Raw genomic sequence first — 12,656 nt, 5'->3', positions numbered from 1 at the left:
TGTTTTGGCGAACTGAATATACCACAAGTAGCTCTCCGAGCCTTCTTTTTTATCGATCAACTATGGGACAGCAGTGGCCTGTCCCCTATTCTTCCCTGTCTATGTCATACCGCAGCTCAACCATGCCCACTCCCATCTGGCGAACTGAAACAAGTCGGAGGATTGGGCTCAGAACTCGGCGCGGAAACACTTGTTTGCCTCTGCCCAGAGTAACTGAGCCAATTTGAACGATGAGTTCATCCAGAAGTCCTTCATCATAAAACTGCCCCGCCAAGTCTCCACCACCCACAATCCATATGTTCTTTGCGCCCGCGGCAACACGCATCTCATTGTGAACCTGGCGCACATCACCTTTCACGAACGTAATGTCCGAACCTTCAGCAGCTTGGAGTACGCGAGAGGTAAATACCCAGACAGGCTGGGTGTAGGGCCAAGATGATCCCGTCTCGGCAGCAACCTTTTCAGCATTGCGGATGATCCATTCGTAGGTGGCAGACCCCATTGCCAGTGCGCCGACCTCAGCAATGAAATCTGGGTAGCTGGAGTCATTCAGATCCGCGAGTGGAAACAGCCACTCCAACGAGTCATCCTCCGTAGCAATAAATCCATCAAGACTTGATGCGGTGTAATACTGGGTCTTCATTACTACGCTTACCTCCAGTGTGCCGATTTTCGAATGCCTAACGGTAAGTACGGGTTCCTAAGTACGGGTTCCAGGCCTACACATTTCACATAACAATTCAGCACCCACGTTCCCCGCCCTTATAACACATACGAAATTTCAATGAAATCAGCATGTTAATTGGTCAACATTATTGAAGGCTTACGATTCGGCGGTCGGTGGGGTTGGGGAGCAAGCATGGCTCTGGGAGGTTGGTTGCCATCTCCTGGACGGTGAACCATTAGCTCTGGGTCGGGCGTTTGGCTTCTGTTGTTCCGGGTCTGTTGTGTTGGTGGCAGGGGTCGGTTTCTGGAACCTTAAAGGCAAATCCCCCCCGGCCCCCCTTTGTTAAAGGGGGGAGTTGGCGGTGTTTGGTTGTTTCCGCACAGATGCTTCGGAGCCTGCTCCAAACATTGAAAAGGAAGCGGTGTCGTCACTTAAGTCGTCGGATCGTCCCTGTCCCACGTCCCAACCCCATCCTCACCCCCTCCTTCGCTGAAGCTTCGGCGGGCAGGGCTGTCTGGCCTCAATGGTGAGCAAGGCCTCCCATCCTCACTCTGCCCGTCGCCCCCCGCGCTCTCGCGCGCGACTCTTGAAGGAGAGGGGACGCCTAGTTCAGCCTTTATATTCAGGAGGATTCTTCTCTTCTCTGGGGCGTCATGTACCAAACTGAGGATGTTGTTAAAAACAAAGACCGGAACGCAGTGGCTGCGTTCCGGTCTTTTGTTGTTTTGAGGCCGCGAGCTGCCCTTCCGGGAGAGGGGGTCTCCCTTGCGGGTCCGGCCGCGGGGGTGAACGGCGGTGTGCTACCTTTGGTCGGGGAGGCCGTAGTCGTCGCCTTCCACGCATTCGGTCTGCGCTTCCAGGAACGACTGCTCCTGAGGGTCTTTCACTATCTCGATCACGCCGTGATTGACGGACCAGATCGCTCCGCACAGGGTGCACTCGGTGAGTCCTTCCTGGAACCCACTGGCCTGGAGATTGGTGTCCTGCTGGAGCTTGTTCTTGCAGACTGGGCATTTCATGGCGGCTCCTCCTTTGCTCAAAGCCCTTGTCTCTAAGTATGACGGCTTTTCTTATGTTGGCAAATCACCTCCTTTAAAAAGCGCCGTCCCATCAAAAAGGGTTCTCACATACTGTCAGCCCCACCAAACCTGCACTGCATTAATCAAACTCAATCTTGTAATAGAGGTCGGCGCCGCTCTCGGTGCCGGTCTGGGTCTCGATCTGCCAGTGCCGGAAGATGTCGTAGCGCAACTGGAACAGACTGTTGCCCGTGACGACGGAGCGGCCATAGCTGAAATAGAGCCTGGGCGTGATGTACTTGCCGACGGTAAGCATCGATTCCATGGTGGCGGTCTTCGCTGGAGCGCCGGTCGGGGTGACCGCAATTTCCTTGTACCCCATCAGCCCGGTGGTTGTCTCGTTGCGCTGTTCGAACCCGAGCACGCTCAGCCCCAGCCGTTCCTTGATCTCCTCCTGCAGCGAATCCGATCTCCCCAGCGACAGGAGGCTCCCCGCCGCCTGGCTCAGTACGCTGACCTGCTCCCCGCTCGCGCTCCCGAGCGGATGCCCGAGCACCATGTAAGCGAGAACGTCGACGTCGGGAAGCGACGGTTCCGAGTAGAGCCGGATGATCGGCGCCCGCGCCAGTCCCTCCACGGTGACCCCGGCCTTCACGTCCCCCACGGTGCGCAGCGCCCGGATGTCCAGGGTCGGCTCGGTGATCGCTCCCCCCGCATAGTAGATCCGTCCCCGCACGATCTCGAGGTCGATGCCGTAGGCCCGGTAGCTCCCCTTGACGACGCGGACCTCACCCCGGCTGGTGATCCGGTCCAGGCTCGCCATCTCGAGATCGATGCCACCGCCCAGCTTGGCGTCGATGCCGTAGGCCTTGACCAATACCTTGTCCCCCAGGGTCACCCGCACCTTCACGTCGAGGGCGAGCTTTGCAGCCTGTCGCTCGGCGGGCGGGGCTCCCTCGAGAACGACGTCCCGGCTCGGACCGATCGCGCTCCGCCCCGGAGGCCCGGCCACCAGCATCTCCGGGACCACCACCTCCCCGCGCACCGAGAGGCTCTTGAGGTCCCCCTGGAAGGTGAGCTGCGGCGAGGTGTAGAGCTGCAGTTCCGGAAGAAACACGGTCTGGAAGCGTTCCCCTTTCAGGGTCCCCTGGTAGCCGACGCGCTGGTTTCCCCCGAAGCGGATGGTGGCCTCCCCGGTCAGCCGGCCCTTTCCGGACTTGGCGGCAAAGGAGTCGATGCGGATCACGTCCTGTTCCAGGTGGGCGCTCAGCTGCACATCGCTCACCTGGATGCCGGCCGCCGGGATGTAGGCTCCGGCGTCGGCCAGCTTCAGGTACCCGGAGAACCTCGGATCGCCCCAGATCCCGGCAACGGTGAGGTCGGCATCAAGGTTCCCGTGGCTTTCCTGCACCAAGTCCGGGAAAACCGAGGTCAAAAGGCCCTTTTCCCGCACCTGGGCCACGAATCTCCCCCGCACCGTACCGCGCGGGTCGACCGCCACCGGCAGGCGCGCCGGGATGGGGAGATCGAAGCTCCCTTGTCCACTCCCCGAGGCGGCGAGATTGAGGGAAAAATCACCGACGAGGTTCTGATCGCGCCAGCGCCAGGTGAGGGTAGCCTGACGCAACTGGGCGCTCAGTTCCCCGGTCGGCCCCTTGAGCTGCGCCCGCCCCTCGGCAAAGAGGGCGTTTCCCGCCAGATCCAGGCGTTGTCCGGGGAGAAACCGCCCCTGGGCCACACCGGAAAATTTCCCCTGAAGGTTCATCCCGCCCGGCAGCCAGGGGCGGAACAGGACCGGGTCGATTCCCTCCCAACGGGCGGAAAGCTCCGCGGTCTCCGGAAGGGCGAGGGCCGCCCGCCCCTGCGCATCGACCGCCGCCTGCAAAGTACCTCCCCCCGGAAGGGCGAGCTCGGCCCGCCCGTGCACGCCCTGGTCCCCGGCATCCAGGTTGACCAGCACCCGCTCGATCTCCAGGCGCCGCCCTTCGGAAAGGTAGGTCCCGCGCCCCCCGACCCGCAGCGTGGCGACTAGCCGGCCGTCCCGCATCCGGTTCAACGCGCCGCGCCAGCCGAAAAAGAGCTGGGCCTGGTCGAGGGGGAGGTCGAACTGATCCGGCTCTTTGGCATATCGGATTCTCCCGCCGTGCAGGAAGGAATTTCCGCTGACCGTTACCATCCCCCCCGGTCGGAGTTCGCCACGGAGTTCCCCGACCAGGATCCCCTCCGCGGCCACCCCTTGAGGTAGGAACGGGGCGAGCACCGCCAGGTCGAAACCCTGCCACTTTCCGGAGAAATCGCCGGAGCGCGGGATAGCGAGCCGGAGCGGGTCGGACGAGGAAAAAAGGAGATAGGTCTCCCCGCCGAGAAGCCGCACGTCGGCGGTGGCCCGCATTCCGGCAGCGCCGCCGTCGAGAGTCAGATCGGCGGAAGTGAGCTCCACCCGGTGCCCCTGCGACTCCAAAACCCCGCGGGAGGAACTGCGTGCCGTAACTTCCAGCTGGCCGCCCGAAAGAAAGCGCGCCCGGACCGTCCCGGAGCTGGCCCCGGTGACGTGGGAACCGGCGAGGTAGGCATTGGCCCGGGCGAGGTTGATCTGACTCCAGCCGGCATGCACCGAGCCGGTCCGCGCCGGAAGGACCACCTCCGCGGCTAACTCGGCCCGCTCTCCCGGAGCGCCGTTCAAAACCACCGGTGCCAGGCTGATCCGCTGGGGGGTAACGGAAAGGGGGGCGGGGGCGGCCAGCGTCCAGGGGCCGACCGCATCGTGGCCGGAAAGGTCGGTGACCGTGCCGTTCCAGGCACCGTTTCGGTATCCACCGGAGACCGCCAGCCGTGCCTCGGCCTGGGAGACAACCAGGGTCGCCGCGGCGCGGTGGGTGGCGAGGGTCCCCTCCGCGGTGACCGCGGCCCGGTCGGCCCGGAAGCTGCCGGAGCTCACCCCGTTCAAAGATGCGACAAGGTTCAGGGGATAGTCGGGGCCGTCTTCCAACTGCGCGGCCACCGAGGCTGCGGCGGCGCGCACGCCGTCGGCGGCGAGCTTCCGCCCGGTCCCGGTAAAGGAGCCGGCGAGCCGGTGCTCGCGGTACCGGATCCAGCCGTCGGCATCGAGGGTACCCGCGGTCCCGGGGACCAGGCGGGAGAGGTCGCTTACCCGCGCGGCGAGGTCGAGGCGGCGCGCCAGCTCTCCCGAGGCGGTGAGGTCGAAGCCCCGTCCGGAGAGAAGGGCACGGTTGATGACGACATTTTCGCCGGCAAAGGCGACGTCGGCGGTTCCGGTCAGCTCCCGGCCGTGCAGCCGGCTTTCCAAAAGGCGCCCCTGCAATCGTCCGCGCGGCTCCCCTTTTTTCGGCACGGCCAGCTGGGCGGCGAGATCGAGGTTCACCACCCCCTGCCAGTCCGGCGCAAGTCGGGCCGGGTTGAGCCCCCGCCCGCTGAGTCTCCCTCCTACCCGCACCCCGTCCTCCCAGCCTACATCGAGGGAACCGGAGACGGTGCCGTCGAGGACGCTCCCGCGGATGGGGGCGAGCTTCACTCCCGCGGCGTCGCCGCGCACCCCCGAGGTGACCGTCCCCCCCTGCCAGCCGGGAACGCGGTTGGCGAGCCGGAGTTCGCCGCGGTAGCTCGTGCCGCTCCCGGTAAGGGAGAGGGTGGCGGAAAGCCGTGTGGCCACCTTAAGTTGCTGGACGAGATCGAGGTCGCGCCCCTCCAGACGCACCGCGAAATGGGGTACCCGGGTGGGGTAGGAAAGGCTTCCGTTCCCGGTGATCGTCCCGCGTTGTCCGGCAACTGCGAGGCGGACGCCGCGCAGATTGAGGGAATGGGGGGCGATGCCGATCTCCCCGGCGGCGGTCACCTGCACGGCCCCCTTGCTGCGGCCGGTGACCTGCAGCGGGCCCGCGACCTGCTCGGGAGTCCGCCCGGCGCGCAGGTGCGCCCTGAGCTGGAAAAGATCCAGCGTCGCCACCGGGGCCGCCGGTCTCAGGACCAGGTCGGTCGACAGCGACGGCTGCACCATCCCTAAGGCGATATCGCCGGTGGCCCGAAGCCCCGGCGTGCCGAGGTCGAGCCGGGAAGCGATGAGTCGGCTCCCGTCCCAGGAGAGTGCGCCGGTAAGGGAGGTGACCGAGGTGGGGGGCTCGGAGCGCTGCCGGTACACGAGATCGGTCACGGCAAGCCGGTCGATCTCGCCGCGCAGGGCACGGGCGAAGGGGGGCACGGACGGCAGCTGGAAACTCGGCGGGGTGAGCGGGGCGCTGTCCTGCACCCGCACCCCGTTCAGGGCCAGATATCGGACCGAGAGGCGGTACCCCAAAAGATCCACGGGGTTCCAGAAGAGCTCCAGGGCGGCGACGGTCGCACGCTGCTCGGGGAGGCGAAGCGTCACGCCGCGCAGGCTGAGCCGGTCCCACAGTCTCCCCCGCACCTCCGCCACCTGCAGCTGGACCCCGGCGAGCCGGCTCAGCCGTTCCAGGGCAAAGCGGGCCCCGTCGGGGGTGCCGACCAGCCAGAGCGCCACGCCGGCGAGGACCAGGATCAGCAGGAAGATTGCGCCCAAGAGTGCGAAAAGGAGCCGTTTCACAGCTGGAACCCCACGGTGAGATGAATATAGTAATGGCCGGTCGGCTCGTTGATCCTGCGGGCCAGGTAGAGGTTGATGCCGCCGACCGGGGTGTAGTAATGGACACCGACCCCCGCCCCCTGCGCCAGGGTCATGGTGGACAGGTCGTTGTAGGCGTTCCCCACGTCAAAAAACGCCGATACCCCCCACTTCTCGAAGAGGGCCCGTTCCAGTTCGATGCTTCCGACCAGGAGGTCCCGCCCCCCCACCACCTGCCCGGTGGCGTCGCGGGGCCCGAGCGACTGGTACGAATAGCCGCGCACGCTCTGGTCGCCGCCGGCAAAGAAGCGGATCGAAGGGGGAACGTCGCTCAACGGATCGGCGAGCAGGGTCCCGGCGGCCTTGCCCCGCATATGCAAGGAGAGCCGCCACGGCAGGGGGAGCATCAGGTTGGTCTCGGCGATGGCCTGGGCCAGCCCCACCGTCGAGCCGAGGAAGGTATGGGTCCCCCGCAGGTCGAGGGCGAAACGGTACCCGCGCGTGGGACGGATCAGGTTGTCGAAGTGGTCGGTGGAGAAGCGGATCCCCGGCAGCACCAGGCGCGAGCCGGAGTTCTGGTTGCCAATGGTGAAGTTTTCCTGCTGCACCCTGAGATACACCGTACCGAGTTCACCGCGGCCGAAGCTCCGGTTGCGGTCCAGCTCGACGGCGACCAGCCGGCTGGTGTAGGCGGTGATGTCCTCCTGCTGGAGATTGAGCTGCACCGACGTGGAGCTCTTGAGGTCGCGGCTGCTCGGGATGGTGTAGCGGGAGGCGAGCCCCTGGAGCAGCTGCGCGGCATAGAGGGTGACATCGAGATCGTTGCCGGCATGAAAGAGGTTCAGGTCCCGGAAGCGGACCGTAAAGCGGGGACCGGTGTCGGTTCCGAAGCCGACCCCCGGCCGGATGGTCCGCCGCGGCACCGGCCGCACCTTCACCAGGACCGGGACGCGGTGGTCCTGGGCCGCCTCTTTCTCCGGCGTCACCAGGATCTCCCGGAAGCGTTCCGAGTTGGCCAGGTTGAGCTGGGTCTCGCCGAGCTTGCCGTAGGAGAAGACATCTCCCGCCTTGAAGGCGATGAACCGGCGCAGGTACGGGTCGGGGTAGCCGGTCGCCCCCTCGAAGCGCACCGCCCCGAAAAAGTAGCGATCTCCGGTTTCCAGGGTGATCTCGATCCGGGCCGAGCGCTCGCCGGGGGCGATGCGCAGGGCATGGCGGGTGAAGTCGGCGTCGAGGTAGCCAAGCTCCTGGGCCCGCGCCTTCAGCCGCGCCTTGGCCGCCTCGTACTCCTGCTGCAATAAAAGAGAGCCGCGCCGCAGCGGAAACGCCGCCACCAGCTCCTTCAGCCCCCGCTCGCCGGCGCCCGCGCCGGTAAGGGCGATATCAACCGCCTCCACGAGCACCGGCGGTCCCGGGTCGACGGCGACCCGGAGCACGAACCGCCCCCGCGCCGGCTCTTCTATGGAGGTGACGATGCGGGGATGGTAGTAGCCGAACGGCTCCAGCGCCGTCTTCACCTTCCCCGCGCTCTCCACCGCGAACCGGTCCAGCCAGAGCCGGTTCACCGTGTGCTCCCGTACCATGCCATAGGGGAGGGCCAGCGCCTGGCGCACGTTCTTGAGCGCATCCCCGCCGATGCCGGTCACCTCGAGCTCGACCGGATCCGCCGCGCGCAGCAGAGCCGGCCAAGCCAGGATGAGCAGTAGTGCCAGAAGGGTTACGCGGGTCATGGGTTCCTCTTCACTCGTAATCGCCGCGCCGGGGCGGGAAAGATAGAAGAGTCTACCATGCTTTGCGCCGTGCTCACGGCGGCAGAGCGGGAGTTTTCCCTGACAGATCCGCGCCGGGGAAGGAGTCAGTTCTGGCTGAGCGGGTCAAAGGGGGATATAATAATCTCGATTTGAAGGTGTAAACGGTACCGCAATTGGACCAAAACCCAAACCAGTCAGGTGATGCAATGGAAGAGAGCAGCGAAGAGAGCATACGTGTCAGGGAAATGATCATCGACGATCTTTCCGAAGTCTTTCACATCGGTGAAGAAGTCTTTACCGCCGAATTCTCCAAAAACCTCTACCGTACCTGGGATGAGTACGAGATCACCACCTTGTTCAATACCGACAGTGAACTCTGCCTGGTCGCCGAGGCCGGCGAGCGGATCCTCGGCTTTGCCCTGGGCACCACGGTGAAGAAACACCACTCCCCCTGGAAGTACGGCTACCTGGTCTGGCTCGGGGTGCGCAAGAACATCCAGAAGGGGCAGATCGGGAGCAAGCTGTTCCGGGAGATCAAGCGCCGCATGAAGGAGCAGGGGGTGCGGATGATCATCATCGACACCTCGGCCGACAACGAGCCGGCGATCCGGTTTTTCCAGAAGCAGGGGTTTGGCCACACCCAGGAGCATGTCTACATGAACCTCAACCTCAGCCGCAAGACCAAGAAAAAGGCGGTGAAGAAGTCATGAGCGTCCGGGACCGCGTATGGAATGCCATCGATCCGGGGCGGCTGCGCCGGACCTTCCTCGAACTGCTGGACATCTACTCCCCGTCGGGCAAGGAGGAGGACATCCAGCTCTACCTGGAGGAGATCCTGGTCCGGGCCGGGTTCCGGGTGGAGCGGCAGGAGGTGGAGGAAGACCGGTACAACCTGCGGGTCACCATGGGGGAAGGCGAGCCGAGGCTCTACCTGGTGGGGCACGTCGACACCGTGCCCGCCTGGGACCTGGAAGAATTCGGGCCCCGCGAAGAAAGAGAGCTAATCTTCGGGCTGGGAAGTGCCGATATGAAGGGTGGGTGCGTTGCCATGCTCGAGGCCTGGCTTGCCCTGTCCGAAGCGCTGGAGCCGTCCGAGCGCCCCAACGTGGGGCTTTTGTTCGTGGTGGGCGAGGAAGAAAACGGCGACGGGAGCGAGACCTTCCTGGCGAGCCAGAGCGCCCCCTGGGTGGTGATCGGCGAGCCGACCGGCCTGTCCGCCTGCTTCGCCCACTACGGCTACCTCGAGGCCGGGTTCGTCACCCACGGGGTGAAGAGCCACTCCTCGATGCCGGAACTGGGGCACAACGCGGTGGAGTCGATGCTCCGGGTGCTCCTCTTTCTGGGCAACGATGCCCTGTTCAACCGGGAACTGACCGAAATCGTCTATTCGATCCGGGAGCTGCACTCCTCCCGGCACGGCTTCGTGGTTCCGGACCGGTGCGAGAGCTGGATCGACCTCCACCTCCCCCCGGACCGGGACCCGCAGGAGTTGATCGCCCAAATCGGGGAGATCCTCCAGGCGGCGCAGCGCCGGATCGCCGGGCTCAGGGTGACCCACGACTTCGGCTTTGCCTCGGCCGGCTACAACCTCGGGACCGACAACGAGGTCGCCGACCGCCTCCGGCAGATCTACCGGGACCTGGGGCTTCCGCTCCGGCTGGATGCCTTCCGCTCCCATTCCGACGGCAACCTCTTCCATGCCGCCGGGGTCAAGCCGGTGATCCTGGGCCCGGGAGCGCTGGAGACGGCCCACACTGCGGACGAACAGGTCCTCTTCGCCGAGGTGCTGGCCGCGGCGCGGATCTACGCCGCCCTCTGCCTCGGCTAGGCTCCCGGCTCCAACCGGCAGCGGCGTACCCGGCGGGAAACCCCGGCCGGAGGCACCGGCCGCCCCGCGGCGCCAGCAAAAAACTTGCGTCAATGCAAGGAGTTAGGTTAACGTAAGAGCAACAGCACGCCCATGAGGACGTGCCGCCTCACTTCAAGAATCACAGCGGCTCTCAGCGTGGAGGGTTCCCCTCCGCCGCTCCAACGGCAGTGCACCTGCTCGATCCACGTCCCAAGGAAACCATGTACCGACTCTTAGCATCGCTGCTCCTCCTCTCTTCATGGCTGCTCCCCCTCTCCGCGCACGCCGCCGTCGTGACCGGCGCCGAGCAACTGGCCCGGGAAAACTTCGGCTTTCTGCGCGGGACCCGGTTCGGCCTGATCACCAACCAGACCGCGCAGGTGCGCGGCGTGCACCTGATCGACCTCATGGAACGGGCCGGGGTTCCCCCCGCCGTCATCTTCACCCCCGAGCACGGTCTCGAGGGGACCGCGGAGGACGGGGTGAAGCTTACCGACACGAAACATGAGGGGATCCCGGTGCGCAGCCTGTACAACGGGGAAATGAAACCGCGCCCCGACGACCTGAAGGGGCTCGACTACCTGGTGTTCGACATCCAGGACATCGGGGTCCGCTACTACACCTACATCTCGACCATGGGGCTCGCCATGGAGGCCGCGGCGCAGGCCGACGTCCCGTTCGTGGTGCTGGACCGCCCCAACCCGCTCGGGGGCGACTACGTCGCCGGCTTTCCCGGCACCGACGTACCGCGCAGCTTCACCTCGCTTTTTCCCATCCCGGTCGCGCACGGGCTGACCGTCGGCGAGCTCGCCTCCATGATCAAGGGGGAGCGCCTGCTCCCGGGTCTGGACGACCTCGACCTGATCGTGGTGCGGATGCAGGGGTGGGAGCGCTGGATGCGCTGGCCGGATACCGATCTCGACTTCGTGGGGACCAGCCCCAACATCGCCGATTTCGAGGCGTCGCTCATGTATGCGGGGACCGGACTGGTCGAGGCGACCGGGGCGAGCGAAGGGCGCGGCACCACCGAGCCGTTTCAGCTTTTGGGGGCGCCGGGGATCGACGCGGAACAACTGGCGCAGCAGCTGAACCAGGAGCGGCTGCCGGGACTTCATTTCGAGCCGGTCCAATTCACGCCGCAGCGGCTGCCGGGCAAGTGCTCCGATCCGAAGTTCAAGGGGACCCCGGTGAGCGGGGTGCGCATCGACATCACCGACTACCACGAGGTCCGCCCGGTGGAAACCGGCATCGCCGTGGTCTGTGCCCTCTACGGGGCTCTTTCTCCCGAACGGCGGGCCGGCTTCTTCCAGGGTGGGTTCGACGACATGGCGGGAACGCGGCAGTTGCGCGGAGAGGTCGGCGGCGGGGTGCCCCCGCAGCGGATCGAAGAGGGGTGGAGCCAGGCGGTGGGGGATTTCCTGAAGCGGCGCGAGCCGTATCTCCTCTACCCGCAGGAGGCTCCGGCCGAGACGGAGGATGCGCCGTAACCGCATCGTCCGCGCAGGAAATCCTCTTTTGTGGTAAACATAGGAAGTTCGCCACCGACCAGCCGGAGGAAAGAAAGGCCATGATCACCATCCAGAAGAACGTGCCGCTCGCCCCCTACACGTCGTTCGACATCGGCGGCCCCGCAGCGTTTTTCGTCCGGGTCTGCAACGACCGCGAGCTCCGCGAGGCGCTGCTTTTCGCCAAGCAGGACGACCTCCCTTACTGCATGCTGGGAGGCGGTACCAACCTCCTCATCAGCGACCAGGGTTTCGCCGGGGTGGTGCTGAAGGTCGCCTTCGACGCGGTGGAACTCACCCGAAACGGGGTGATCGCCGAAGCGGGGACGGACCTGACCGCGCTGGTGCAGGCGGTATCGGCGCGGGGGCTGACCGGGATGGAATCGATGGCGGGGATCCCCGGCACGCTCGGCGGGGCGGTTCGTGGCAACGCCGGGGCCTACGGGACCTGCATCGCCGACGTCCTCCAAAGCGTGCAGGTCCTCGACGCGGAGACCGGGAAGGTCGTCACCTTCACCCGGGACGGCTGCCGTTTCGGGTACCGGAGCAGCCATTTCAAGCGCAACCGCAACCTCATCGTCCTTTCCGCCGAGCTCGCCCTCGCCCAGGGGAGCGCGGAAGAATCGCAAGAGAAGGCGCGCCATACCATAGAAAAGAGGCTGGCCAAGCACCTCGACTTCTCCAAGTGCGTCGGCTCGTTCTTCATGAACCCACTGGTCACCGACCCCGAGGTCATCCGCACCTTCGAAACCGAGCAGAAGACCCAATGCCGCGAAGGGAGAATCCCGGCGGGATGGATCATCGACCGGGTGGGACTGCGCAACGAGCGGGTGGGAAACGCGATGGTAAGCGAACTGCACGCGAACTACCTGATCAACACGGGGGGGGCGACGGCCGCCGAAGTGCAGCGCCTGGCCGAACTGGTGAAAGAAAGGGTACGGAGCGCACTGGGGGTGGAGCTGATGGAAGAGGTCGGTTATCTCGGCTTTACCCCGGTGGTGCGCAACCCGTGACGGATTCCCAAAAGCCATCAAACATAGGTAGCAACGAAAAAAAGCCCGCAAACGCGGGCTATTTTTTTACGGAACCATGTCCCAAACCAAGGATGCGCAGTTACCCCCCTTTTGCGAAGGGGGGCAAGGGGGGATTTGCTCCAGGTTGCCCAGAGCTACCAGGCATGTCACGGTGCTAAAATCCCCCTAAATCCCAGCGTTGTCCGGTTAGGTTTTTGCTTTACGTCGCTTGTTTCTTAAGCGGGTGTTTCTTTT

Annotated in this window: 8 protein-coding genes; 4 read left to right on the top strand and 4 right to left on the bottom strand. The window is 65.0% G+C overall.

What is annotated here, in order from left to right; translation table 11 throughout:
• Positions 1-85: 85 nt before the first annotated feature.
• The 4 genes from JFN93_RS25155 to JFN93_RS25140 form a co-directional block, all read right to left on the bottom strand.
• Positions 86-643: a dihydrofolate reductase family protein gene (locus JFN93_RS25155; protein WP_199387148.1), complete on the bottom strand. Its 558-nt coding sequence runs from the start codon at positions 641-643 to the stop codon at positions 86-88.
• Between the two features lie 824 nt (positions 644-1,467).
• Positions 1,468-1,686 carry a hypothetical protein gene (locus tag JFN93_RS25150; protein ID WP_199387147.1) on the bottom strand — a complete coding sequence of 73 codons (219 nt, stop codon included), beginning with the start codon at positions 1,684-1,686 and terminating at the stop codon, positions 1,468-1,470.
• Between the two features lie 139 nt (positions 1,687-1,825).
• Positions 1,826-6,265: a translocation/assembly module TamB domain-containing protein gene (locus JFN93_RS26000; RefSeq protein WP_199387146.1), complete on the bottom strand. Its 4,440-nt coding sequence runs from the start codon at positions 6,263-6,265 to the stop codon at positions 1,826-1,828.
• Positions 6,262-8,013, bottom strand: a complete 1,752-nt coding sequence (locus JFN93_RS25140) for an autotransporter assembly complex protein TamA (protein WP_199387145.1) — start codon at positions 8,011-8,013, stop codon at positions 6,262-6,264. The genes JFN93_RS26000 and JFN93_RS25140 overlap by 4 nt, the downstream gene beginning before the upstream one ends.
• A 227-nt stretch (positions 8,014-8,240) precedes the next feature.
• Here JFN93_RS25140 and JFN93_RS25135 point away from each other — a divergent pair, with 227 nt between their 5' ends.
• The 4 genes from JFN93_RS25135 (at position 8,241) to murB (ending at position 12,401) form a co-directional block, all read left to right on the top strand.
• Entirely contained in the window at positions 8,241-8,744 is a 504-nt protein-coding gene (locus tag JFN93_RS25135) for a GNAT family N-acetyltransferase (RefSeq protein ID WP_199387144.1), read from the top strand.
• Positions 8,741-9,862, top strand: a complete 1,122-nt coding sequence (locus JFN93_RS25130) for a M20 family metallopeptidase (protein ID WP_199387143.1) — start codon at positions 8,741-8,743, stop codon at positions 9,860-9,862. The genes JFN93_RS25135 and JFN93_RS25130 overlap by 4 nt, the downstream gene beginning before the upstream one ends.
• A gap of 242 nt (positions 9,863-10,104) precedes the next feature.
• On the top strand, positions 10,105-11,370 hold the full coding sequence (locus tag JFN93_RS25125) for an exo-beta-N-acetylmuramidase NamZ family protein (RefSeq protein ID WP_199387142.1): 1,266 nt from the start codon (positions 10,105-10,107) through the stop codon (positions 11,368-11,370).
• Positions 11,371-11,450: 80 nt separating this feature from the next.
• Complete coding sequence (murB, locus tag JFN93_RS25120; RefSeq protein WP_199387141.1) at positions 11,451-12,401, top strand: UDP-N-acetylmuramate dehydrogenase; 951 nt, start codon at positions 11,451-11,453, stop codon at positions 12,399-12,401.
• Positions 12,402-12,656 lie beyond the last annotated feature (255 nt).

The sequence above is a fragment of the Geomesophilobacter sediminis genome (genome assembly GCF_016458275.1).
Classification (GTDB): Bacteria; Desulfobacterota; Desulfuromonadia; order Geobacterales; family Geobacteraceae; genus Geomesophilobacter; species Geomesophilobacter sediminis.
This window is presented reverse-complemented; position numbering and strand designations above follow the sequence as displayed.